General features: G+C 65.1%; 24 protein-coding genes and 1 tRNA gene. 11 read left to right on the top strand and 14 right to left on the bottom strand.

The annotated features are described in order from the left end of the window. Positions 1 to 8: 8 nt before the first annotated feature. Positions 9 to 365, bottom strand: a complete 357-nt coding sequence (locus AC13CR_RS18415) for a PepSY domain-containing protein (protein ID WP_292958186.1) — start codon at positions 363 to 365, stop codon at positions 9 to 11. Between the two features lie 129 nt (positions 366 to 494). On the opposite strand from AC13CR_RS18415, the gene AC13CR_RS18410 reads away from it, so the two are divergent. Further along, positions 495 to 1,319 (top strand): hypothetical protein, encoded by an 825-nt coding sequence (locus AC13CR_RS18410; protein ID WP_446236278.1) that lies wholly within the window; start codon positions 495 to 497, stop codon positions 1,317 to 1,319. A gap of 54 nt (positions 1,320 to 1,373) precedes the next feature. Here AC13CR_RS18410 and AC13CR_RS18405 read toward each other — a convergent pair whose 3' ends face one another. From AC13CR_RS18405 to aptA, 9 genes are all read right to left on the bottom strand, one after another. After that, positions 1,374 to 1,976 carry a YitT family protein gene (locus AC13CR_RS18405; protein WP_292958190.1) on the bottom strand — a complete coding sequence of 201 codons (603 nt, stop codon included), beginning with the start codon at positions 1,974 to 1,976 and terminating at the stop codon, positions 1,374 to 1,376. A 232-nt stretch (positions 1,977 to 2,208) separates the two neighbouring features. Further along, complete coding sequence (locus AC13CR_RS18400) at positions 2,209 to 3,195, bottom strand: ABC transporter substrate-binding protein (RefSeq protein WP_292958192.1); 987 nt, start codon at positions 3,193 to 3,195, stop codon at positions 2,209 to 2,211. Between the two features lie 23 nt (positions 3,196 to 3,218). Further along, entirely contained in the window at positions 3,219 to 4,061 is an 843-nt protein-coding gene (locus AC13CR_RS18395) for an ABC transporter permease (RefSeq protein ID WP_292958194.1), read from the bottom strand. Further along, complete coding sequence (locus AC13CR_RS18390; protein WP_292958222.1) at positions 4,058 to 4,939, bottom strand: ABC transporter permease; 882 nt, start codon at positions 4,937 to 4,939, stop codon at positions 4,058 to 4,060. The genes AC13CR_RS18395 and AC13CR_RS18390 overlap by 4 nt, the downstream gene beginning before the upstream one ends. A gap of 31 nt (positions 4,940 to 4,970) precedes the next feature. After that, complete coding sequence (locus tag AC13CR_RS18385; RefSeq protein WP_292958196.1) at positions 4,971 to 5,747, bottom strand: ABC transporter ATP-binding protein; 777 nt, start codon at positions 5,745 to 5,747, stop codon at positions 4,971 to 4,973. 355 nt (positions 5,748 to 6,102) lie between these two features. After that, positions 6,103 to 7,554, bottom strand: a complete 1,452-nt coding sequence (gene hydA, locus AC13CR_RS18380) for a dihydropyrimidinase (protein WP_292958198.1) — start codon at positions 7,552 to 7,554, stop codon at positions 6,103 to 6,105. A 69-nt stretch (positions 7,555 to 7,623) separates the two neighbouring features. Beyond that, positions 7,624 to 8,886 (bottom strand): Zn-dependent hydrolase, encoded by a 1,263-nt coding sequence (locus tag AC13CR_RS18375; RefSeq protein ID WP_292958200.1) that lies wholly within the window; start codon positions 8,884 to 8,886, stop codon positions 7,624 to 7,626. A 59-nt stretch (positions 8,887 to 8,945) separates the two neighbouring features. Beyond that, positions 8,946 to 9,227 carry a cupin domain-containing protein gene (locus AC13CR_RS18370; RefSeq protein ID WP_292958202.1) on the bottom strand — a complete coding sequence of 94 codons (282 nt, stop codon included), beginning with the start codon at positions 9,225 to 9,227 and terminating at the stop codon, positions 8,946 to 8,948. After that, on the bottom strand, positions 9,224 to 10,549 hold the full coding sequence (gene aptA, locus AC13CR_RS18365; RefSeq protein ID WP_292958204.1) for an omega-aminotransferase AptA: 1,326 nt from the start codon (positions 10,547 to 10,549) through the stop codon (positions 9,224 to 9,226). Before aptA ends, AC13CR_RS18370 begins: the two co-directional genes overlap by 4 nt. A 140-nt stretch (positions 10,550 to 10,689) precedes the next feature. Here aptA and AC13CR_RS18360 point away from each other — a divergent pair, with 140 nt between their 5' ends. Continuing rightward, on the top strand, positions 10,690 to 11,307 hold the full coding sequence (locus tag AC13CR_RS18360) for a TetR family transcriptional regulator C-terminal domain-containing protein (protein ID WP_446232517.1): 618 nt from the start codon (positions 10,690 to 10,692) through the stop codon (positions 11,305 to 11,307). Between the two features lie 11 nt (positions 11,308 to 11,318). On the opposite strand, the gene AC13CR_RS18355 is transcribed toward AC13CR_RS18360, so the two are convergent. Next, complete coding sequence (locus tag AC13CR_RS18355; protein ID WP_292958208.1) at positions 11,319 to 11,912, bottom strand: TetR/AcrR family transcriptional regulator; 594 nt, start codon at positions 11,910 to 11,912, stop codon at positions 11,319 to 11,321. Positions 11,913 to 12,115: 203 nt separating this feature from the next. Beyond that, a complete protein-coding gene (gene mepK / locus AC13CR_RS18350) occupies positions 12,116 to 12,676 on the bottom strand; it encodes a peptidoglycan L,D-endopeptidase MepK (RefSeq protein ID WP_292958210.1) in 561 nt (186 codons plus the stop codon). 589 nt (positions 12,677 to 13,265) lie between these two features. Between mepK and lpxD the strand changes: the two genes are divergently transcribed. From lpxD to AC13CR_RS18335, 3 genes are all read left to right on the top strand, one after another. Beyond that, entirely contained in the window at positions 13,266 to 14,366 is a 1,101-nt protein-coding gene (gene lpxD / locus AC13CR_RS18345) for a UDP-3-O-(3-hydroxymyristoyl)glucosamine N-acyltransferase (protein WP_292958212.1), read from the top strand. A 12-nt stretch (positions 14,367 to 14,378) separates the two neighbouring features. Further along, the gene (locus AC13CR_RS18340) at positions 14,379 to 14,645 is read left to right on the top strand and encodes an acyl carrier protein (RefSeq protein WP_292958214.1); all 267 of its coding nucleotides are present in this window, start codon (positions 14,379 to 14,381) and stop codon (positions 14,643 to 14,645) included. 89 nt (positions 14,646 to 14,734) lie between these two features. Further along, positions 14,735 to 15,943, top strand: a complete 1,209-nt coding sequence (locus tag AC13CR_RS18335; protein ID WP_292958224.1) for a beta-ketoacyl-[acyl-carrier-protein] synthase family protein — start codon at positions 14,735 to 14,737, stop codon at positions 15,941 to 15,943. Positions 15,944 to 16,012: 69 nt separating this feature from the next. On the opposite strand, the gene AC13CR_RS18330 is transcribed toward AC13CR_RS18335, so the two are convergent. Beyond that, complete coding sequence (locus tag AC13CR_RS18330; RefSeq protein WP_292958216.1) at positions 16,013 to 16,762, bottom strand: invasion associated locus B family protein; 750 nt, start codon at positions 16,760 to 16,762, stop codon at positions 16,013 to 16,015. A 576-nt stretch (positions 16,763 to 17,338) separates the two neighbouring features. Here AC13CR_RS18330 and AC13CR_RS18325 point away from each other — a divergent pair. After that, complete coding sequence (locus AC13CR_RS18325) at positions 17,339 to 18,925, top strand: helicase HerA-like domain-containing protein (protein ID WP_482900938.1); 1,587 nt, start codon at positions 17,339 to 17,341, stop codon at positions 18,923 to 18,925. Here AC13CR_RS18325 and AC13CR_RS18320 read toward each other — a convergent pair. Continuing rightward, on the bottom strand, positions 18,888 to 19,274 hold the full coding sequence (locus AC13CR_RS18320) for a DUF6477 family protein (protein ID WP_292955721.1): 387 nt from the start codon (positions 19,272 to 19,274) through the stop codon (positions 18,888 to 18,890). The two genes, AC13CR_RS18325 and AC13CR_RS18320, sit on opposite strands and share 38 nt — an antisense overlap. Positions 19,275 to 19,492: 218 nt before the next feature. On the opposite strand from AC13CR_RS18320, the gene AC13CR_RS18315 reads away from it, so the two are divergent. The 5 genes from AC13CR_RS18315 to AC13CR_RS18295 all read left to right on the top strand — a co-directional run bounded on the left by AC13CR_RS18315 (position 19,493) and on the right by AC13CR_RS18295 (position 24,038). Continuing rightward, positions 19,493 to 20,620 carry a DUF6456 domain-containing protein gene (locus tag AC13CR_RS18315; protein ID WP_292955718.1) on the top strand — a complete coding sequence of 376 codons (1,128 nt, stop codon included), beginning with the start codon at positions 19,493 to 19,495 and terminating at the stop codon, positions 20,618 to 20,620. A gap of 217 nt (positions 20,621 to 20,837) precedes the next feature. Continuing rightward, the gene (locus tag AC13CR_RS18310; RefSeq protein WP_293014222.1) at positions 20,838 to 21,785 is read left to right on the top strand and encodes a hydrogen peroxide-inducible genes activator; all 948 of its coding nucleotides are present in this window, start codon (positions 20,838 to 20,840) and stop codon (positions 21,783 to 21,785) included. Between the two features lie 51 nt (positions 21,786 to 21,836). Beyond that, a complete protein-coding gene (gene lipA, locus AC13CR_RS18305) occupies positions 21,837 to 22,808 on the top strand; it encodes a lipoyl synthase (RefSeq protein WP_292955712.1) in 972 nt (323 codons plus the stop codon). A 125-nt stretch (positions 22,809 to 22,933) separates the two neighbouring features. After that, positions 22,934 to 23,017, top strand: a tRNA-Leu gene (locus AC13CR_RS18300). A 430-nt stretch (positions 23,018 to 23,447) separates the two neighbouring features. Then, positions 23,448 to 24,038 carry a sugar transferase gene (locus AC13CR_RS18295; RefSeq protein WP_482920001.1) on the top strand — a complete coding sequence of 197 codons (591 nt, stop codon included), beginning with the start codon at positions 23,448 to 23,450 and terminating at the stop codon, positions 24,036 to 24,038. Positions 24,039 to 24,058 lie beyond the last annotated feature (20 nt).

Raw genomic sequence — 24,058 nt, 5'->3', positions numbered from 1 at the left:
TCTGTCAGCTAGGGCCGGTCCTTGCCGCGACGCAGCGCCTGCAATTGTCCGCGACCGGCCACTTCCAGAAAACGACCGGTGCGGGCATCCAGCCGGATTCGCAGAAGGTTGCCTTCGGGCGTGAGGAGGCGGAATTCATAGACCAGCGCCGCACCCAATTCGTGTTCCCGGGGGCTGGGGCGGCGAATCTCGGCCCCGACAAGGCGGCCGGCATAGCGGTCGCTGACGCGCCGGGCCAGACGGTCGAAGGGCAGCGGCTGAAAATCCTGCGCCATCGCGGCGGGCTGGCGGGCGAGGGGAAGGGAAAAACCGGCCCCGAGGGACAGGATGGCGATCAGCAGCAGGGGCAGGACATTGCGGCGCATGGATCATCTATGCCGACTTGCCACCCAATGGAAACCAAATGGCCGGTTGGTCCTTGGTTCGGCATGATTGTCCTAGAACCGATTCGTCCCGGCCATGCAAAGGCCGGAGAGTTGACGAAAGGAAAGACGATGAGAAGAATTCAACTGGGAACCTCTGCCGTGATCCTGGCGCTGATGGGCGCGATCGGCACCGGCGCGTTGGCGCAGGACCAGGCCCCCGCCACGGCGCAATCCAGTCCGCAGACGCAGCTGCCGCAGGCTTTGGGCGCGTTGAACCTGACCGACATCGCGACGCGCGAGGCCCGGCACGGCGGCAACCGCATCGAGGGCAACCTGCCCGAAGGCGGTGAGATCCAAGCCGTCATCGACGAGAGCGGCAATCTCGTCATGGTCGATGTGGACGACGCCGCGATGCCGCAATCGCTGATCGACGCGATGCTGCCGCAGAGCGTGCGCGACAATGCGGTTTTCGGCCAGTTCGCAACGATCGGCAAGCTGGCCACGATGGATTCGCGCGTGATGATCGGCGGCGAGGATGCGGATGGAGAGGATCTGCGCGCGGGCTTCGACGCCGAGGGCCGGCTGTTGCGCTTTGGCCGCGAGGATGGTGACGGCCGGCGTTTCGGGCGCGGTCCGGAACGCGGTGAGCACGGCGGCAAGGACGAATCACGTAAGGGTCGCGGCCCGGGCATGATGGGCGGCCATGACGGCGACAGGGAAGGTCCGCGCGGCGGTGATCGTCGCGGTGAACGCCCCGGCGAGGGGCCGGGCCGGGCGCCGATGATGGATCGCGCGGCGATCGACAAGGTGCTGGGCGATGCGGGCTACACCGATCTGGCCCAACCCCGCCGCGCCGGTCCGCGCTTTGCCCTGGATGCAACCAATCCCGCGGGCGAACAGGTCACGCTGGAAATCGACGCCAAGGGCGACATCCTGCGCGAAACCGCGCGCTAGGACATGAAGCGGCGGTCCCGACGGGGGCCGCCGCGCCATTCGATGATAGAGGCGTCAAACGATATAACGGTCGCGCCGGTGATTGATCGCGATCACCAGGTTCAGGACCACCGCCCCCAGAAAACTCCAGGCGACAGTGATCGGGTCGCGCAGGCTCAGCGCGATCAGGAACAGGGCCGCGTCGAACGCCATCTGCACCCAGCCCGCGCGGAACCCGGTCGCGTCCTGAATGTAGAGCCCGACGATCCCGATCCCGCCCAGCGACGAGCCGTGCCGGAACAGCGCCAGCAAGCCGGCACCGGTCAGGCAGCCGAACAGCACCGCGCCCACGGCCGGATGCACGGGTCCGAATTGCATCAGCGAGGGCAGGACCATGGTCAGCACGGATAACAGCGCCACCGCGGCAAAGGACTTGGCCACGAAGACAGGGCCGAAACGTTTCCAGCCCAGCCAGTAGAAGGGCAGGTTGACGACAAAGAAGACCGGGCCGAATTCCCAACCCGTCGCATAGGAGATCAGGATCGCCAGCCCCGCCGTCTGGCCGGTCACGAAGCCCAGATGGGTCAGCAACAGAACCCCGATGGCGGCCATGAAGCTGCCGAAGGCGATGCCTTGCGCATCTTCGAGGGACGAATGTTTCCGCGTGTCCGGTTTCATGACCGCTGTCTCGCCCGGCTTGCCGGGATCCGCAAGAGGCGGGGCTTGTCTCTCGAAGCGTCGAACGGGACGCGGCCAAGCTGGGCCGGGCCGGGTCACCTTGATCGGGACAGACTGCGCGACGATCCCCCCGGTTCGTCTGAGGCCGTCCAGTTCTCCGCGCGAAATGATCGTCGTCCTTGGCCCCTTGCGGCAGGTCCGGCGCGGAGCTCGACCCGCGCCGGACCTGTCATCATTTCATTGCCTTGTCGGTCACTTCCGCCGACCAGGCCCCTTCGGGTTCCCTGGAGATCACCGGGTCCGAGCCCCCCGACATCAGCGTATCGACCGTGCGCTGATAATCGGCCTCGTCCAGCGATCCGTCGGATCCTTCCAGAAGCTTCGCGATCTCGCCCATCATGCGGGTCTGATGCGCGATGGTCTGGGCGCCGGTCTCGTCGTTTTCCAGCACGATCTCGGCCGCTTCCTGCGGGTTTTCCGCGGCATAGGTCCAGCCCTTCATGCTGGCGCGCACGAACCGGGCCAGCTTGTCCACCATCGCCGGATCCTGAAGATTCTGCTCCAGCGTATACAGGCCGTCCTCCAGCGTGGCGACGCCCTGATCCTCGTATTTGAAGGTCACCAGATCTTCGGGCGTCAGCCCCGCATCCAGAACCTGTCCGTATTCGTTATAGGTCATGGTGCTGATGCAGGCGGCCTGCTTTTGCAGCAGCGGATCGACGTTGAAGCCCTGTTTCAGGACGGTGACCCCGTCGGGTCCGCCATCGGTGGACAGGCCCAGCGTGTTCATCCAGGACAGGAACGGATATTCGTTCCCCGAGAACCAGACGCCCAGCGTCTTGCCCTTGAAATCGGTCTTGGGATCGGTGATGCCGCTTTCCTTGAGACAGGTCAGCATCATGCCGGATTTCTTGAACGGCTGGGCGATGTTGACGATCGGCAGGCCCTTTTCGCGTGCGGCCAGGGCTGCGGGCATCCATTCGACGGTGACATCGGCGCCGCCGCCGGCCAGAACCTGCGTCGGCGCGATGTCCGGTCCGCCCGGCTTGATGTTGACGTTCAGATCCTCTTCGTCGTAGAAGCCCTTGTCCTTGGCCACGTAATAGCCCGCGAACTGCGCCTGCGTGACCCATTTCAATTGCAGGGTCAGGTCTTCCGCCGCCTGGGCGGCGCCGGCGATCAGCGCAAGGGCGCCGGCCGAAAGCATCAGTTTCTTCATCATACACCTCTCTGTTGGAGCGGTCAGCCCCGTTGATTGCGCTGCGACGGGTGCCAGAACGTCACCTTCTTCTCGATCAGCGCGACAATGCCATAGAACAGCGATCCGGCGATGGCCGCCACAAGGATTTCCGCCCAGACCAGCGGCAATTCCAGCCGCCCGACGGCAGTCGCGATGCGAAAGCCCATCCCCCGGGTCGGGCTGCCGAAGAATTCGGCAACGATGGCACCGATCAGCGCCAGCGTCGTGGTGATCTTCAACCCGTTGAACAGGAACGGCATCGCGGCCGGCAGGCGCAGCTTCCACAGGCTTGCGCCATAGGGCGCGGCCCAGGTCGCCATCAGGTCGCGCTGCATCCGGTCGGTGGCGGCCAGTCCCGCGACCATGTTCACCAGGATCGGGAAGAAGACCATGACCACGACCACGGCGGCCTTGGATTGCCAGTCGAAGCCGAACCACATCACCAGAATGGGTGCGATCCCGACGATGGGCAGGGCGGCGACAAAATTTCCGATCGGCAGCAGCCCGCGCTGCAGAAAAGGGCTACGGTCGATGGCAATGGCGGTCAGGATCGCCGACAGGGCGCCGATCAGCCAGCCGCTGAGCGCGCCCTTGACGATGGTCTGCACGAAATCGGTCCACAGGATCGCGGTATTGGCGGCAAAACCGGCAGCGATCTGGCTGGGCGCCGGCAGAATGACCGAGGGTACGGCATAAAGCCGCACGACCATCTCCCACAGGATCAGGATCGTCGCGCCGAAGATCACCGCGACGAGAAGACGTGTCGTTCTGGTGTCGAACCGGGCCAGCCAGATGTTCAGCGCCCAGCCGGCCAGCCAGACCAGAAGGATCTTCAGCAGCGTCATCGGGCCAGCCCCATCCGGCGCAGAGCGATCTTCTCGACCGCGCCGATCGCGATCACCAGCCCGGCAGCCAGTGCTGCCGCGGCAAAAAGCGCCGACCAGATCTGCACCGTCTGCCCGTAATAGCTGCCCGACAGCAGGCGTGCGCCCAGGCCGGAACTGGCGCCCGCCGGCAATTCGCCCACGATGGTGCCGACCAGCGCCGCCGCCACGCCCACCTTCAGGCTGGCGAACAGATAGGGCATCGACGAAGGCAGCCGCAGCCGCCAGAAAATCTGCGAAGGCGAGGCCGACCAGCTTTTCATCAGATCCAGCTGCATCGCGTCGGGTGTCCTCAGCCCCTTTACCATCCCGACCAGGACCGGGAAGAATGACAGCCAGGCCGCGATTACCGCCTTGGGCAGAAGCCCGGTGATCCCCGCGCTGGCAAGGACGACGATCACCATCGGCGCGATGGCCAGGATCGGCACGGTCTGGCTGGCCACCGCCCAAGGCATCACCGACTGGTCCATCGCGCGGTTGTGCACGATGCCGACCGCCAGCAGGATCCCCGCCGCGGTGCCGATGGCAAAGCCCGCCAGCGTCGCCGACAGCGTGACCCAGCCGTGCCAGACAAGACTGCGTTTCGAGGTGATCTTCTGCCCCGCGATCCCGTCCCACAGACCGGCGGCCACCTGATGCGGCGCGGGCAGGACGGGGCGATCCAGGCTCAGCGTCCGGACGACGAATTCTCCAGTGCTCAGCACCGTCTCGCTGCGCGCCGCCTGATCCCGCACCCATTGCGCGTTCAGGCCGACGGCGCCGGCATACCAGATCGCGACGATGGCCAGCAGGACGGCCAGGACGGGCAGGGTGCGGCCCTTGGCGGCCCGGCGCAGCATTCCTCCGCCGCGCATCTCTCCGATGGCGGCGTCAGTCATCGCCGTGCCCGTCCCGCAGCGCCTCGCGGACCTCGTGCGCCAGCGCAATGAAGTCGGGCGTGTCGCGGATGTCCAGCGGGCGATCGCGCGGCAGGGAACTGTCGATGATCCGGGTGATCCGCCCCGGCCGCGGCGACATGACGACGATGCGCGTGGACAGATAGACGGCTTCGGGGATCGAGTGGGTCACGAAAGCGATGGTCTTTCCGGTCTTGGCCCACAGATCCAGCAGTGCCTCGTTCAACCGGTCGCGGACGATCTCGTCAAGCGCGCCGAAGGGTTCGTCCATCAACAGGATATCGGCATCGAAGGCCAGCGCGCGGGCGATGCTGGCCCGCTGCTGCATCCCGCCGGACAATTGCCACGGATATTTCGCCCCGAACCCGGCCAGATCGACCAGTTCCAGGACGCGGGCCGTCCGCTGCCGCCGGTCGGCGCGTGGAAACCCCATGATCTCAAGCGGAAGGGAGATGTTCCCCGAAATCGTTCGCCACGGATAAAGCCCCGGCGCCTGGAACACATAGCCATAGGCCCGGGCCTTGCGCGCGGCATCCGGTTCCATGCCGTTGACCGACAACCGTCCCTCGGTCGGTGTCTCCAGCGCGGCGATGGCGCGCAGAAGCGTGGTCTTCCCGCAGCCCGAGGGGCCGATGAAGCTGACGAAATCGCCCTGGCCGATGGTCAGGTCGACATCCTTCAGCGCGTGGACCGGGCCGTCGGCCGTCTGGAAGGTCAGGCCGATCTCCTGCGCCCGAATGACCTCGTTCATGCCGACCTCTTCAGTCCACCAACCGCGCGGATGTCCTGCCCGCTGACAGCGGCGCTGGCCTCCGGACCCCGAAAGGCGATCGCCGCGGCGAACCGGCCCTCACGAGGTTTCCGAGAGCGAGGGCCATGACCGGAATGGTTGACCATCGCGCCGATCCGTCGCCCTCGGTCCATCGCGCCGTTGACAGGTCGGGCCCTATGTTCGTTTGCCTGGTTCGAGCCGCCGCCCCCGATCTTGCCCGGCAGCGCCTTGTCCTCGCCCGGGTTCCCGACGGCCAAGCCGTTGGCAGTCCCAGGTCTTGCAGCGGTCGCATCCGGCACGGACCGGCCGGTGGCAGGCAGGGCACCCTTCACAATCACACCCCGCTGGCGGGGATCCCCGTCCGTTCCACTGGCCGTGGCGCAGTCAACTCTTTCCACTGCGACAGCGCCCGATTGACCGTTCCGCGCGGCTCGCGGGCGACGAATTCACCATGGCCCTCGCGACTGTCCAGCTTGCCCTCGGTCACCGCCACCACGCCGCGCGTGATCGTGTAGCGCGGCAGGCCCTTCACCTTCTGTCCTTCGAACACATTATAGTCGATCGCCGATTGCTGGCTGCCGGCGCTGATGGTCTTTTCGGCTTCGGGATCCCAGACCACCAGATCGGCATCGCTGCCGACCAGCACTGCGCCTTTCTTCGGATACATGCCCAGGATCTTGGCGCTGTTGGTCGAGGTCGCCGCGACAAATTCGTTCGGCGTCAGGCGCCCGGTACCGACGCCGTGGGTCCACAGCATCGGCATCCGATCCTCAAGACCGCCGGTGCCGTTCGGGATCTTGGTGAAGTCGCCGACGCCATGGCGCTTCTGCTCGGTCGTGAAGGCGCAATGATCGGTCGCCACCACCGACAGGCTGCCCGATTGCAGCCCCGCCCACAGGCTGTCCTGATGGCGCTTGTCGCGGAAGGGGGGCGACATGACACGGCGCGCCGCGTGATCCCAATCCTTGTCGAAATACTCGCTTTCATCCAGCGTCAGATGCTGGATCAGCGGCTCGCCCCAGACCCGTTTGCCCTGCTGACGCGCGCGGCGGATCGCCTCGTGACTATCCTCGCAGGACACATGCACGACATAGAGCGGCACACCCGCCATGTCGGCGACCATGATCGCGCGGTTGGTGGCCTCGCCCTCGACCTGCGGCGGACGCGAATAGGCATGCGCTTCGGGGCCGGTATTGCCCTCGGCCAACAGCCGCGCCGACAGTTCCGCCACCACATCGCCGTTCTCGGCATGGACCATCGCGATCCCGCCCAGATCGCCGACGCGGCGAAAACTGGCGAACAACTCGTCGTCATTCACCATCAGCGCGCCCTTGTAGGCCATGAAATGCTTGAAGCTGGTGATGCCGCGATCAACGATTTCGGCCATCTCGTCAAAGACCTGCTGACCCCACCAGGTGACGGCCATGTGATAACTGTAATCGCAATGCGCGCGCCCGGACTTGTTGTCCCACATCTGCAGTGCGTCCAGCAGTCCCTGACCGGGCGAGGGCAGGGCGAAATCCACGACCATCGTGGTCCCGCCGGCCAGCGCGGCCCGGGTGCCGGATTCGAAATCGTCGGCGGAATAGGTGCCCATGAACGGCATTTCCAGATGCGTGTGCGGGTCGATCCCGCCCGGCATGACATAGCAGCCGGTCGCGTCCAGTTGCGTGTCGCCGGTCAGACCCTGACCGATCGCCGCGATCCTGCCACCCTCGATCAGCACATCCGCCTCATAGGTCAGATCGGCCGTCACGATGGTTCCGTTTCTGATAACCGTGCTCATCACCAGCCTCTTCTTCGTTGTCCAAATACCCCGGGGGTCCGGGGGCGGCGCCCCCGGCCTCCGTCCGCCTCAGCGGACAACCTCTGCCGCATCCAGCACCGCGTGCAGCAGCACGTCGGCGCCGGCCTTGGCCCATTCGGGGCTGATCTCTTCGGCCTCGTTATGCGACAGCCCGTCCACACAGGGGCACATGATCATCACCGTGGGCGCCACGCGATTGATCCAGCAGGCGTCGTGGCCCGCGCCGCTGACGATATCCATATGCGAATAGCCCAGCCGCCGGGCCGCGTCGCGCAGCGATTGCGCCAGCCCTGCGTCGAATGTCACCGGATCGAAATGGCCGACCGGCTCGATCTCGATTCCAAGACCAAGATCCTTTGCGATTTCAGTCGCTTCCGCCTCCAACTTCGTCCGCATCGAGGTCAGCTTGTCCAGATCGGGGCTGCGGAAGTCGATGGTAAAGACCGCGCGGCCGGGGATCACGTTGCGGCTGTTGGGATAGACATTGGCCTGGCCCACCGCACCGACGGCGTCTGGCTGATGTTCCATCGCGATCCGGTGAACGGCCTCCGTGATGCGTGCCATGCCAAGCCCCGCGTTCATCCGCATCTCCATCGGGGTGGACCCGGTATGCGCGTCCTTGCCCAGCAGCGTGACCTGCAGCCACCACAGACCCTGGCCGTGGGTGACGATGCCGACCTGCTTGCCCTCGGCCTCCAGAATCGGACCCTGTTCGATATGGTATTCGAACATCGCATGGATCGGACGCCGGCCCGGCTCCTCGTCGCCGCGCCAGCCGATCCGGTCCAGTTCCGCGCCGAATGTCCTGCCTTCGGCATCCTCGCGGCTGTTGGCATAATCCTCGTCATGGATCCCGGCAAAAACTCCCGAGGCCAGCATCGCCGGTGCGAAGCGAGTCCCTTCCTCGTTGGTCCAGTTCGCCACCACGATGGGCCGGCGCGTCCGGATCCCCATGTCCCGGATCGAGCGGATCACCTCCAGCCCCGAAAGCACGCCCAGAACGCCGTCATATTTGCCGCCGGTCGGCTGGGTATCCAGGTGGCTGCCGATATAGACCGGGTCCAGATCGGGCTCCTCGCCCTCATGGCGCATGAACATGTTGCCCATCCGGTCCAGGGCCATGTTCATCCCCGCCTCCTCGCACCACATGCGGAACAGGGCGCGGCCTTCGGCATCGGCGTCGGTCAGCGTCTGGCGATTGTTGCCGCCGGCGACGCCGGGGCCGATCTTGGCCATCTCCATCAGGCTGTCCCACAGCCTGTCGCCGTCGATCTTCATGTTGTCGGCCACGGCCGTTCCGGTCAGGGTCATGTCTCGTCCTTCCTGTCTGGCCGCCGCGTCTTGCCGCGCGGTCGGCTGAGTGGCGTCTGTTACTTAAGTTCGACCTCGATAAAGCTCATCGGGGCGGCGCCGCCATTGGCGACGTTGTGTTCGGTTCCTCTGGGCCGGGAATAGGCGCTGCCCGCCGGGATCGTGCTGTCCGTCGTCTGCCCGCCGGGCAGGTCAAGGCGCAACCGGCAATCGGTCAGCGTGACAATGACGTATTCCATGTCGTGAACATGCCAGCCGGTTTCGTCGCCCGGCGCAAAGTCATAGCGCGTGACCCGAACCCTGTCGTCATCCATCAGGACCGAGGAGGCGGGCGTGCTCATGCGGTGGCCTTCAGGACATCGGCGAGGGTGTCGATCAATTCATCGATCTGGTCCTTGCTGATGATCAGCGGCGGCGACATCGCGATGATATCGCCGGTCACGCGGATCAGGATCCCGGCCTCGAAGGCTTTCACGAAAGCGTCGAAGCCGCGCTTGCCGGGCTGGCCCTCGATCGGGGCCAGTTCGACGGCGCCGATCAGGCCCATGTTGCGGATGTCGATCACATGAGGCAGGCCGCGAAGGGCGTGCAGCGCCTCTTGCCAATGCGCCTCCAGCTCGGCGGCGCGGGTCAGCAGCCCTTCCTCGGCATAGGTGTCCAGGGTGGCGATCGCCGCCGCACAGGAAACCGGATTGCCCGAATAGGTATAGCCGTGGAACAGCTCGATCACATGGTCGGGGCCCTGCATGAAGGCGTCGTGGATCGCGGCCGTGGTCAGCACCGCGCCCATCGGGACGACGCCGTTGGTCAGGCCCTTGGCGCAGGTGATCATGTCGGGCAGAACGTCGAAATGCTGCGCGGCGAAGGGGCTGCCGAGCCGGCCGAAACCGGTGATGACCTCGTCGAAGATCAGCAGGATTCCGTGTCGGCGGGTGATCTCGCGCAGCCGCTGCAGATAGCCCTTGGGCGGCAGCAGCACGCCGGTGGAACCGGCCATCGGCTCGACGATCACCGCGGCGACGGTCTCGGCGCCATGCAGGGCGATGATGCGTTCCAGTTCATCCGCAAGATCGGCGCCGTGTTCAGGCTGGCCTTTCGTGAAGGCGTTCCGGGGCAGATGCGTATGGGACAGGTGGTCCACGCCGGTCAGCAGATTGCCAAAGAAGCGGCGGTTGTTGACGATGCCACCGACCGAGATGCCGCCGAAGCCGACGCCGTGATAGCCGCGCTCGCGTCCGATCAGGCGCGTGCGCGCGCCGTCGCCGCGTGCACGGTGCCAGGCCAGCGCGATTTTCAGGGCGGTATCGACGGCTTCGCTGCCGGAATTGCAGTAGAACACATGTTCGATGCCGTCAGGCGCGATATCGACCAGGCGGTTGGCCAGCTCGAACGCCAGCGGATGACCCATCTGGAAGGCGGGGGCATAATCCAGTTGGCCGATTTGCGCCTGCACCGCCTCGGTGATGCGGGGCCGGCAATGTCCCGCGTTGCAGCACCACAGACCCGCGGTTCCATCCAGGATCGCGCGGCCATCGGCGGCGGTGTAGTGCATGTCGCTGGCCGCCACCAGCATGCGCGGCTGCGCCTTGAACTGACGGTTGGCGGTGAACGGCATCCAGAAGGCACGCAGGTCGTTCGGGGCGGGCTTGCGGTCGAGCGGCATCGGGGAACCTCTGCAAATTATTGACCAAAAGGTCAGGATCAGGCTAGCACGGGGCCAGAGCCAGTCAAGCACGCAGAGATGCCGCATGACAAATCGGGCCCCGATGCCCAAGTTTGGATCATGCCAGATCGGATTTGCCAATGACAGATCAGCCTGAACCGCAGCGGACCCGGATCCAGCAGAAGAACCGCGATCTTATCCTGGAGGGCGCGCTGACGGTCTTTTCGGAAAGCGGTTTCCGCGGCGCGACCATCGACCAGATCGCCGAGGCGGCGGGCCTGTCGAAGCCGAACGTCCTGTATTACTTTGCCTCGAAGGACGAGATCCACCGCACCCTGCTGACCACGCTTCTGGATCTGTGGCTGGCGCCGATGCTGAACCTGGATCCCGACGGCGAACCGCTGGACGAGGTTCTGGGCTATGTTCACACCAAGCTGCGGATGTCGCGCGATTATCCTCGCGAAAGCCGGCTTTTCGCCTATGAGATTTTGCAAGGCGCGCCGCATCTGGGCGATATTCTTGGCGGCAGGCTGCGCGATCTGGTCAATGACACCGTGGCGATTCTGGCTGGCTGGATCGCGGCCGGGCGACTGAGCCGGGTCGATCCGCACCACCTGATCTTCTCGATCTGGGCGCTGACGCAGCATTATGCGGATTTCGAGGTTCAGGTCCGCGCGGTCCTTGGCCCTGCCCAGGATCCCTATGTCGGAGCCGACGCCTATCTGGACAATCTCTATCGTCGGATGCTGGCAGTCTAGGACGGGCCGGATCAGGTGGGGCCGGGCGCCGGCCCGGTCAGCATCGCGGTTGCGGTAGAGATCAGCGCCAGATTATGGCGGGCCGCCGCGATGAAATCATCGACCTCGCCGGTGATCCAGTCCTTGGTGGCGACATTGGTTGCGGCAACGATGGCCGCGGCCAGAATTTCGACCAGACGGGGATCGGCATCCGGCATCCGCCGCTGAAGCAATTGCCGCATCTGCGCACGCCGCGCCAGGATCGCGCTGTTGCGCAGGGCCTCCAGCTTGGGATCCGTTTCGGCCAGCGCGAAGATGTGGCCCAGCATCTCGCGTTCGTCCAGAAAGCGGCCGAGATGGGTGGTGATCAGCACGCGCAGATCCTCGATCAGCGGGCCGGTGCCGTTGACGAATTCCTCGCTGGCCTCGGCCGGGTAATCGGGCGGCGGCCCCATGATCGCCGCCTCCTTGTAGGGATAGTAGTTAAAGAAGGTCCGGGTGCTGACGCCGGCAAGCCGGGCGATCGCATCCGTGGTGACATTCGCCAGACCGTCCCTGACCGCCAGTTCGACGGCAGCGGCCTGGATCTTCTTGGCCGCACGATACCGGCGTGTTCTGTAAGGCATGGACGATCCCGTTCGTTTCCAAAGCGTTGTTGAAGCGTCCTGGAATGCGTCTTGCGGGTCAAGCCTCGCGTGCGCAGGCCGGGCAATTGCGCCGGCAAGACGCAACTCCGCGCGAGGAAGCCGCGCGGCGCCGAAGACGAAGGCGCCACCCGCGTTTTCCGCGAGCGGCGCCTTCGTCTGCCATCATTGGCAACGATCCCGGATCACGCGCCCCATTGGCGGATCGGGCCGCAATCCATGTGAACGAAGTTCGAGCGGCTGTATTTGCCGACCCCCCCCGCCCTGCATGCAACCGCCGCCTTGAACATCTGCGCGACCGAACGCGACTTGAGCCGCATGTCCGCAGCCTTGCCGGACATGTGCAGAGAGTTCTTGGCGACACCAGAAGACGTCCGGCGCAGCATCGCGTTGGTCTGCGGCGAACGATAGCCCGACAGCATCATGTAGGGTTCGTTCGTCTGCAGCAGCCTGTGGGTCGCTGCGGCGACATCCATCGCGCGCGGGTCGATGCCGATCGCGGTCCCGGTTCGCCAATCGCGCATGAAGATATTGATTTCATTCAGTGCTTCGCGAATATACTTGCCGTTGACCCAGTAAACGGTGTCGATGCTTTCGCCAGTCCGTCCATTGTACATGCGCACGCGACGCATGTCGCCCGCGCCACGGAGAAAGCCGAAGGCATTCGCCATCACGGGTGCCGCCGTGACTGTCGTGGCCGCGAATACGCCCATGAGTCCCCGGCGGGAGATGAGGTCCATTGTCATGTCAGATCGCCTGTCCTGCTTCGTTCTTGCGGCCGCGTTCTTCCGCGACATTCTCGAGATTTAGTCTCGATTGCCTAACAATATGTCAAAATGCTGTGCGTCGGAAAACCGCTTTGGTCGCGAAAGCGGGCGTTTTTTCCACCATAGGCAGAAATTCGCTCATCTTGCGGCGGTGTTGCGAATTGTCATCGCAAGCGTTGCGGCAAGGCAACAGGACCGATGTGATGGCGGTAGAATTTCCCTCTGGCTCGATTGAACGGACCGGACGCGGCGGATTGTCCAGTCATATCAGCCGAAAAGTGCGTTGCTGTGGGCGCGGGCTGCAGCAGCAACCGTGGCAAAGCGTCGCGAAAGCTCGGTTCAACCGCAAGTTGTCCGGGCGCTCAGGGCGCATGACAAGGCCGCGTCTGTGGCCAAAGCGCCACGAACGGAACCTGCAGGCGAGAGGTTGCTTGGCCCGACATCATCAAATCTGCCGCGACGTGGCTCGCATATCCGTGACGCCGTGGCGCCTGGGCCCCTGGAAAGGGCCGTCTGGATTAACGCGCCGTGAAGGATTAAGTCGCTGTCCAGCGAAAGGAGACGACGCATGGCCTTGACCGTCGGAGAGCTTGCCCGGGCGCTGGACGCGCAGGGTTGGGGCGATCTGTCGCTGCCGGTGACCGGCGCCGCCGAGCCCGCGAACACTGTCCCCGTCGGTCCCGAGGGCGGTCTGATCGCGATGGCGATGGCGCCGAAATATGCCGACGGCCTGAAGCCCGGCAGCATGGCGATCCTGGCCCAGGGCATGGATCCCGAGGAGTACGGGCTGCGGGCCGCGATCTTCGCGCCCCGCCCTCGCCTGCTGCTTGCCGGGCTGACCCGCACCTTCGATCCCGGTCCGGACATCGCGCCCGGCATCCACCCCACCGCGGTGATCGACCCGACGGCGCGGATCGGCGCCGGTGCGGCGATCGGCGCCTTCGTGGTGATCGGCGCGGATGTGGTGATCGGGCAGGGCGCGCGGATCGCCTCGCATGTCTCGGTCGGACGCGGGGCGCGGCTGGGGCGCGAGGCGTTGCTGCGCGAAGGGGCGCGGATCGGTCATGGTGTCAGCGCCGGCGACAGGCTGATCATGCAGCCGGGCGCGGTGATCGGCGGCGACGGCTTTTCCTTCGTCACCCCGGAGGAATCGGGGATCGAGGAGATCCGACGCTCTCTGGGCACGCGCGAGGGGTTCGTCCCGCAGCACTGGACGCGCATCCATTCGCTGGGCGGGGTCGAGATCGGCGACGATGTCGAGATCGGCGCGAATGCCACCATCGACCGTGGCACGATCCGGGCCACGCGGATCGGGCGCGGCACCAAGATCGACAATCTGGTCCAGATCGGCCACAATGTCGTTGTCGGTGCGGACTGCCTTCTTTGCGGGCTGGTCGGCATTGCCGGGTCGAGCCGCGTGGGCGACCGGGTGATCCTGGCCGGGCAGGTCGGCGTCAGCGACAATATCGAGATCGGCGACGACGTGATCGCAGGCGGGGCCACGAAGATCTTCAGTCGTGTGCCGGCGGGCCGGGTCATCCTGGGCAATCCGGCCGTGAAGATGGAAACCCAGATGGAAATCCAGAAGGCCGTCCGGCGGCTGCCGCGTTTTGCACAACAACTGGCAAAGCTTCAGGAAACTGTTACACGATTGTTGGACAAGGGCTGAGCAGGAGGCCATATGACCGACCAGATCGAATCGCGCATTCGCGAGATCGTCGCAGAACAGGCGATGCTGGATCCCGAACAGGTGACCAGCGAGGCCACGCCCGAGGAACTGGGGATCGACAGTCTGGGACTGGTCGAATCCATCTTCGCGCTGGAAGAGGAATTCGACATCTCGATCCCGTTCAATGCCAATGAGCCCGAGAAATCGGATTTCGACATCTCGAACATGGGCACGATCATCGCGGCGGTCCGGCGGCTGGTGGCCCAGAAAGCCGCATGAATCCGAAGAAGACGGGAAAGGGGGCGGCCGCGCCGGCCATGCCCGATCGGCTTGCCGCCCCTGCTGCAACGCGCCGGCCCGACGACGGATTGCGCCGCGTCGTCATCACCGGGGCGGGCACCATCAACGCGCTTGGCCACGATGTCGCCTCGACGATGCAGGCCTTCCGCGAAGGGCGTTGCGGCATCACGCAGCTTGATTTCCGCGATGTGGACCGGCTGTCGATCCAGATCGGCGGGCAGGTCCATGACTGGCGGGCCGAGGATTATTTCAACCGCCAGCAGATCGTGCTTTATGACAAGTTCACCCAGTTCACGCTGCTGGCCGCGAAACAGGCCGTCGCCCAGTCCGGGCTGGATTTCGAAGGTGCCCTGGGCCTGCGTTCGGGGGTCGTGCTGGGCACGGCGGGCGGCGGGCTGAACACCTGGGACGAGAATTACCGCCATGTCTATGAGGAGGGGAAGAACCGCGTTCATCCCTTCGTCGTGCCGAAGCTGATGAACAATGCGGCGGCCAGCCATGTCAGCATGGAATTCGGCTTGCGCGGCCCCGCCTTTACCGTGGCCACTGCCTGCGCCAGCTCGAATCACGCGATGGGGCTGGCCTTCCAGATGGTGCGGTCGGGCGCGGCAAAGGTGATGCTGACCGGCGGGTCCGAGGCGATGCTGTGCTTTGGCGGCGTCAAGGCCTGGGAGGGGCTGCGCGTCATGTCCCGCGACGCCTGCCGCCCCTTCAGCGCCAATCGCAACGGCATGGTCCAGGGCGAGGGCGCTGGCGTCTTCGTCTTCGAGGATTACGACAGCGCCCGCGCGCGCGACGCCGAGATTCTGGCCGAGGTGGTGGGATTTGCCATGTCCTCGGACGCGCAGGATATCGTCATGCCCTCGGCCCAGGGCGCCGAGCGCGCGATCACCGGTGCCTTGCAGGATGCGCGCCTGAATCCCGATCAGGTCGGCTATATCAATGCCCATGGCACCGGCACTGCGGCCAATGACAAGACCGAATGCGCCGCCGTCGCCCATGCCTTCGGTCATCACGCCGACCGGTTGATGATCTCGTCCACGAAATCGATGCATGGCCACGTGATCGGCGGCACCGGCGCGGTGGAAATGCTGGCCTGCATCATGGCCCTGCGCGATGGCGTGATCGCGCCGACGATCGGCTATCAGGAACCGGATCCGGAATGTGCGCTGGACGTGGTGCCGAACGAGGCGCGCGAGGCGCGGGTCGAAGCGGTCCTGTCCAACGCCTTCGCTTTCGGCGGGCTGAACGCAGTCGTCGCCCTGCGCCGGGTCTGAACACGGTCGGGCCCATATCGCAACGCCGCGCCCGGCGGGCACGGCGATCTGGCATTCGCAGGTATGCGATCAGTTGCCCGAAGGCGCGCTTTCCGTTTCGGCCGGGGCGGCACCGTTCGAGGTTGCGGGCGTTGATGCATAATCGGTCAGTTCATCGAACGCCGCCGTGAAACCGGTCAGCGAGAGGGTCAGCTGAACCGGCTTTTTCGGATCGGCGCCAAAGGGTAGCAGGCTGACGACGGCCTTGTTTCCGCGCTTCAATGCGGTCAGTTCGGCATCGGTGAAACCCATGCGCGACACGCAGCCGACAGAGGCGCAGAAGCTGAACGGATACCCGCGCGACTTGCCATCATCGACCGCAAAGCCAAGCCCCTCGATCAGGTCGGTTTCCAGCGGTGCCACCAGCGTCGCGCCAGCCGCGACATCGCCGTTTTTCAGCGGGATCACCGTGATTTCCGCCACGGAATTGTCATTCTGATCCTTCATCAGCTGATACAATTCGCACGGATCCTTGCCCTGCTGGGCCTTGACGCAACGAATGGTCCAGTCCTGTTTCGTCGATTTGACATAGTAGCTTCCGGCCTTCGGCGCGCCATCATCAGCGGGCGCGGCCGGGGTGGCGTTGTCCTGGCTCGCTGTTGCGGCGTCTGCGGCGGGCGCGGTCTCGCCTGTCGCGGGCGCCTGCGGCGCGGCGGTTGTTTCCGGGGCCGACGTCGCGGGCTGGGTCGCCTCGGCCGGGGCGGCGGCATCCTGGGCGAAGGCCGGTGCGGCGATCACGCTCAGAGCCAGGATCAGCGCCTGCGAAGATTTGTTGAGCATTCTCGTGTCTTCCCTTTGCTCGATGCTTTGACGCCGCCTAGCACGTCCGACGCGCTTTGTCAGGCCGCAACCGATCCGTCAGCGTCACAGGGCTTCACCTTGGCGTGCGCGTCGCGCCAGTGGCGGCTGACGCAGGGTAAGGTGTTCCCGACTTGTGTCTTGCGCGCCGGGACCGCAGCCTGACGCAACGGGACAATCACGGCTGGCACCCGGGCGCGCGACATGCGAAAGGGCCGCAGTTTTCTGCGGCCCCTGAACGCATTTGCGTTTGCTCCCTGCCGGACTGGCCGGTCATCATTGGCCGCACGCTAGTCGCGCGGCCGTGATCCGTCAACAGTCCAGAAGGACAGTTTCGATCACAATTCCACCGGGCTCTTCGGGCTGGGCTGATGCACGCCTCGTCCGGACGAAAAAAGCCGCGCCCGAAGGCGCGGCAGTCCAACAGGGAGGAAGGTCCGACGTCCACGATCGTGACCCCGGACGATTCGCATACTGACACATTTTCCTTAAGATTGTATTGTCGCAACGCACGCAGCCTGAACTGGCGGCGGAAAAACGCAAAAACGGGGGCGGGGCATGACCGGGGTGCTGGACGCAGAGGCAAATACGATCTTCGTCGGCGGCGGCGGCCCATCCTATGCCAACCCGCAATCCCTGCTGATGAAATACGCCAACCTTCACGGCATGATCGCCGGTGCGACCGGGACCGGCAAGACCGTGACCCTGCAGACCCTTGCCGAAAGCCTGTCTTTGGCCGGTGTGCCGGTCTTTCTGTCGGACGTGAAGGGCGACCTGGCCGGATTGTCGCAGTCCGGCAGCGCCGAGGCCCGACTGCACGAGGCGTTCAGCAAACGCGCCGGTCAGATCGGGCTGGACCTCGATTATCAGCCGTTCCCGACCGTTTTCTGGGATGTCTGGGGCGAGAAGGGACATCCCGTCCGTACCACCCCGGCCGAAATGGGGCCTCTGCTGCTGTCGCGTTTGCTGGATCTGACCGAGGCACAGGAAGGGGTGATGAACATCGCCTTCCGCGTCGCCGACGAACAGGGGCTTGCGCTGCTGGACCTGAAGGATCTGCAATCCATGCTGGTCTGGGTCGGCCAGAACGCGACGGAACTGTCGCTGCAATACGGCAATGTCGGCACGGCCAGCATCGGGGCGATCCAGCGCGCGCTTCTGGTGCTTGAAAACCAGGGCGCGGGCAGGCTGTTTGGCGAGCCCGCGATGGAATTGTCCGATCTGATCCGGCAGGACGAAGCGGGCAGGGGCGTGATCAACATCCTCTCGGCCGAACGGCTGATGAATGCGCCGCGCCTCTATGCGACCTTTCTTCTTTGGCTGTTGTCGGAACTGTTCGAGCAACTGCCCGAGGTGGGCGATCCGGACCGCCCGAAGATCGCCTTCTTCTTCGACGAGGCACATCTGCTGTTCGATGATGCACCCAAGGCCTTGATCGACAAGGTCGAGCGCGTGGCCCGGCTGATCCGCTCGAAAGGCGTCAGCATCTGGTTCATCAGCCAAAGCCCGACCGACATCCCCGAGGATGTTCTGGGCCAATTGGGCAATCGCATCCAGCACGCGCTGCGCGCCTTTACGGCCAAGGACCAGAAGGCGCTGCGCCTGGCGGCCGAAAACTACCGCGCCAATCCCGACTTCGATACGGCCGAGGCGATCCGGAATGTCGGCACCGGCGAGGCGGTAACCTCGCTGCTGGAAAGCAAGGGGGTGCCGGGCGTTGTTCAACGCACGCTGATCCGCCCGCCGTTCAGCCGGCTCGGCACGATTTCCGAATCCGAACGCGCCGCGTCCTTGGCCGCTTCGGGACTGGGTGCGAAATACGACACCCCCCTTGATCGCCAATCGGCGCAAGAGATTCTGTCCGATCGCGCGGAACAGGCCGCGCGTGCCGGCGCCGAAGCCAGGACCGGCGCGTCGCCAACCCCGGATGACGATCTCTTCGACATGAAACAGGCCCAGGGCAGCCGCGGCCGCCGCTACGAGCCGAGCGCGAAAGAATCGTCGCGAACCGGATCGCGCAGCCGAAGCTCGCGCAGCGACACGGTTCTGGAGACCTTCGGGAAAAGCCTTGCCCGGCAGCTGGGAACCAAGTCCGGGCAGGCGCTGGTCAGGGGTGTGCTCGGCTCACTGTTCCGCGGACGCTGATCGCCACGGCATTGATCGCGGCTGCGGCAAGGTCGGGCACCGGCACGGCCTGGACCGCGGCGCGCATTTCGGCCAGGATCGCGACCATCAGCAGGACATGGCGCTGAACGTCGTATTCGGCGGATTTTTCCTGCCGAGCCTCTTCCAGCATCGCCTCTTCCGCGCGCAGGCGCGACAGACAGGCGCCCGGCAGCGGGCAGTGGTCACTGCGCAGCAGGCGCGGCAGATCGCGGTCGCGCCGCCAGCCGGCCTGGCCCTCGCGGGCGGCCCGGATCAGGATGCGCGGACGACGCAGGGCGGCCTGGTTCTGCCGCGGACGGAAGGCAATGACGTTGGGGCTGTCGATCATGGGCGTGGTTCCTGCAAGTGGTGACACAGGCAGGTTCACACAACTTTGACGTGTGTTGCCTTACCCTTTGATGCACCGCGCGGAGGGGAAAGAAATCTTTAGGATTTGTTAGGGAATGTTGCGTCTATGTGGATAAATTAGCCTGTTTTTAACGGGCTTTCATTCAACCCAGGGTGGTCCATCTGCCAGGTCCATCCGAGGATGACGAGGGACAAGACATGACCATTTTGACCGGTGAGTTCGCAATCGATGCAAGCTTTGCGGAGCACCGATCGGAAACCAGCGCCACGCCTGCCACCGCCGCCGATCTGCCCGAAGATGCGCGCCTTTATCTGCGCCATGTCGAGAAGGGGGAAACGATCCGTGCCCTGGCGCGCGAGGCGGGTTGCCACGCTTCGACGATCCTGCGCCGGATCCGCCGCTTCGAGGCCCGGCGCGACGATCCGCTGATCGACGGTGCGCTGAACGCGGCCGCCGATGTCGCGCGGCCTGTGGTCACTGACGGTCGCCAGGCGATGCGCGTGCTGAGACGGCTGGCCGAACCGGGCGCGGTCATGGGCACGGCCGATGGCATGGAAAAGGCGATCATCACCCGCAACGATATTCGCACCGCCGTCCTTCCGCGCGCCCTGGCCGAGACGATGGCGCTGAAGGGCTGGGTGGTCCAGATGTCCGGCTCGGCCCGGATCCAGCGCTATGCGATCGCGCCGGCGGGGCGCGATGCGTTGCGCGCCATGTTGCGTTCGCCCCGCCAGCGCAACGCGGTTCCCGGGCCGCAGGAATTCAGCGATGCCCGCCCCGTCCCGGGCAAGGCTGACGAGACGGCGCCCGACCATGCCGAACAGCATCGGGTCTGGGAAAACCGGCTGATCCAGGATCCCGAAGACGGCAAGCGCCGCCGCGCCCGCGTCAACATCGCCGAAAGCCCGCTTTTGCTGTTGGCGCGTCGTCGGGATCTGGACGGACGGCCGTTCCTGACGCCCGGGATGGTCGGGGCGGGCGAGAGGCTGCGCGAGGATTTCGAGCTGGCGCAGATGGGACCGCGCATCACGCAGAACTGGGACGGCTTCATGACCGCGGGTATCGATGTCTCGTATCATGCCGGCGGTTACCGGGGCGGATCGGAATCCGCGCGTGATCGGGTCGCGGTTGCGTTGCGCGATCTGGGGCCCGGCATGGGCGATATCGTGCTGCGGGTCTGCTGCTTCCTCGAGGGAATCGAGCAGACCGAAAGGCGTCTCGGCTGGTCGGCGCGGTCGGGCAAGATCGTGTTGCGTCTGGCGTTGATGCGCCTGGAACGCCATTATGCCGAAACCTACGGCACCGGTTCGCGTCTGATCGGCTGAGCCATGCCGTGACATTTTGGCCAAGGGCGTCCGAAAGGGCGCCTTTTTTTCGCTTTCCGCCCATTCACGTCGGTCCAAATATGCCCCGGTATGCGGCGGGAAGAAAGCGGTGGGAACGCCGTGCTGTCGAACTGGTTCGTCCTGGCCAGGTTGAATCGGGCGGTGCCAGGCTATAAACTGAAATCCGCGACGAACCCCTGGGGTATCAGCCTGTCTTATGAACATCACCTTGCGGCAGCTTCGCTATTTCCTCGCGCTGGCCCGGCACGGCCATTTCACCCGTGCAGCGGAAATCAGTCATGTCAGCCAGCCCGCCCTGTCGATGCAGATCCGCGCTCTGGAAGACGCCGCCGGCGCGCGCCTGGTCGAGCGGACGCCCTCGGGCGTGGTGCTGACCCCGCAGGGCCGGGCGCTGGAACGCGATGCCCGCCGGGTCATGGCGGCAATGGCGGGGCTGGAACAGGGCTTGCGGCGGCCGGGTCAGGGCGGCCGGTTGATGCTGGGCATGATTCCGACCGTCGCCCCCTATCTGCTGCCGCAGGCGCTGCCGGTGCTGCGCGCCCGCGATATCGGCCGCGATCTGCATCTGCGCGAGGCCCGGACCGAACGCCTGCTGGATGAGTTGATCGCCGGACGGCTGGATGCCGCCGTGGTCGCCACGCCGCCCCGCAACGACGATCTGGAATCCGCGCCGCTGTTCGTCGACCGGTTCCTGCTGGCTGGCAGCGCGGCCCGGATCGCCCGTCTTCGCGACGATCCGCCCGAGCCGCGAGATCTGGATCCCGGCCAGTTGCTGCTGCTGGACGAGGGGCATTGCCTCGGCGATCAGGCGCTGGAGGTCTGCGGGCTGGAACGCGGTTCGGCGCGGCTTGATCTGGGCGCGGCATCGCTGGCGACGTTGTGCCGCCTTGCCGCGCAGGGAATGGGCTTGACCTTCCTGCCCGAAATCGCCGCCGCGCAGGAAATCGCGGCGGCGCCAGGGCTGACCGCGATCCGCTTTCCCGCGCCACAGCCCGCCCGCGAGGTGGTGCTGCTGCGCCGCGCCTCGACCCCCTCGCAGGGCTGGTTCGAGGATCTGGCCGCGATCCTTGCCGATGCCGGGGCGGCGCTGCTGGGGCCCGATGACATGGCCGTCATGACCCCGGCGGGCAGCGCGCGGCGTTGATCCGCTGCGTCTTTGTGTTTACCTAGAACGAAACCCAGCGAAAGCGTTGACATGGCCGATACCAGCACCGTCCCGCCGCAATCCCGGATTCCGCGCCTGCGCCACCCGGAAAAGGCTCACCGGCCCGATCAGGACCAGCCGAAGAAGCCGGCCTGGATCCGGGTCAAGGCGCCGGTCAGCGAAGGCTACAAGCGCACCCGCGACATCATGAAGGAACACCGCCTCTCGACCGTCTGCGAAGAGGCGGGCTGCCCCAATGTCGGCGAATGCTGGAGCCAGGGTCACGCCACGATGATGATCATGGGCGAGATCTGCACCCGCGGCTGCACGTTCTGCAATGTCTCCACCGGCCGGCCGGACGCGCTGGACGTGTTCGAGCCGGGGCGCGTGGCCCATGCGGTGCAGAAGCTGGGCCTGAATCATGTCGTCATCACCAGCGTGGACCGCGACGACCTGGATGATGGCGGGGCCGAACATTTCGCCCAGACGATTCGCGCCATCCGCCACCGCAGCCCCGCGTCCACCATCGAGGTGCTGGTCCCCGATTTTCTGAAATCGGCCGCCGGTGCGCTGGAGACCGTGGTCGAGGCACGGCCGGATGTGTTCAACCACAACCTTGAAACCGTGCCCGGCCTCTATCCTTCGGTCCGGCCCGGCGCGCGTTATTTCCATTCGCTGCGGCTGTTGCAGCGGGTCAAGGAACTGGATCCGGCAATGTTCACCAAATCGGGCATCATGGTCGGTCTGGGCGAGGACCGGCAGGGCGTGTTGCAGGTGATGGATGACATGCGCGCGGCGGATGTGGATTTCATGACCATCGGCCAGTATCTGCAACCGACGCCGAAACATCACCGCGTGGATCGGTTCGTCACGCCCGAGGAATTCGCAAGCTACGAAAAGACCGCGTTCGGCAAGGGGTTCCTGATGGTCTCGGCCACGCCGTTGACGCGGTCGTCCTATCATGCTGGCGAGGATTTTTCCCGGTTGCGGGCGGCGCGGCTGGAACGACTGGGCCGGGCGTGACGCAACGCAAGGCGGGTTGCAAATTGCCGCGGCCCAAGTGATACCGTCCCCAACGCCGGCTGCCCGAGTCGCCGGCGTGCCAGGGCGAAGGCCCGGTTCCCGTCTGCCATCGGGGACGACAGGCTGCGGGTGTGGCGGAATGGTAGACGCGAGGGTCTCAAACACCCTTTCCGCAAGGAGTGTCGGTTCGAGTCCGACCACCCGCACCAGCCTGTCCCGTCATCCTCCTCTTTCCGGCGATTCTCCGCTCATTGGGCGAATCAGCTTTGCGGATTTCCGTCCGTTGGCAACCATTGGTTGTGAACCTATCAGACATTAATCCTTGCGATTGCCGAACCGCCCGCGACCTGACTCAAAAGGCAGGTCTTTCAGAACTAATCGTAAAATTTTAGCTATTCGCGAAACCGCCCCCGATGATAGAGTGATCCCGTTAGGAAGACGTTTCGGAAAGCAGCCAGAACGGCGCGGTTTCGCGGAGGTGAGTGCGACCTCCATGCGGAGGCTCGAACCTGCCTCTGTCCGGAGCGAAAGTTGCAATTGTGTGGTGTAGGTTGAAAAATGGCTGTTGAAGAGCAAATGGTTGCCGTGGTTCCGGCCCCCGTCAATTTAAGTAAATCAGTGCCTTGGGTCTATCGCAGCATGTTCAAGCGTCCGCTTGACGTGCTGATCGTGCTTCTGACTTCGCCGGTCATTCTTCCCGTTGTGATCGCGCTGGCCATTCTGGTCATGCTCGACGGGGGCAAGCCGTTCTATTCGCAGGAACGGGTGGGCAGGGATGGCCGGCGATATCGCATGTGGAAGCTGCGCAGCATGGTCGTCGATGCCGATCAGCGCCTGGCGGATCACCTGGCCAGCGATGACAAGGCGCGCAGCGAATGGGATCTGTCCCAGAAATTGCGCGACGACCCGCGCGTCACCCGCACGGGCCGCCTTCTGCGCAAGTGTTCGATGGACGAGCTTCCGCAATTGTGGAACGTGCTGCGTGGAGACATGAGTCTGGTCGGACCGCGCCCCATGCTTCCCGAACAGCAGGTCATGTACGAGGGCGAGGCCTATTATCGGCTGCGTCCGGGCATCACCGGCTTCTGGCAGACCAGCGAACGCAACCGTTGCAGCTTTTCTTCGCGCGCCTTCTATGATGACCGCTACGAACGTTCGGTCAGCCTGACCACCGACGTGACGCTGCTGTGGCGCACGGTTCTGGTGGTGATGCGCGCCACGGGCTGCTGACGGATCAGTCTTCCGATACG

The organism is Paracoccus sp. L-17, assembly GCF_056857655.1.
Note: the sequence above shows the minus strand (reverse complement) of the source record. Positions and strands in the feature narration are given on the sequence as shown.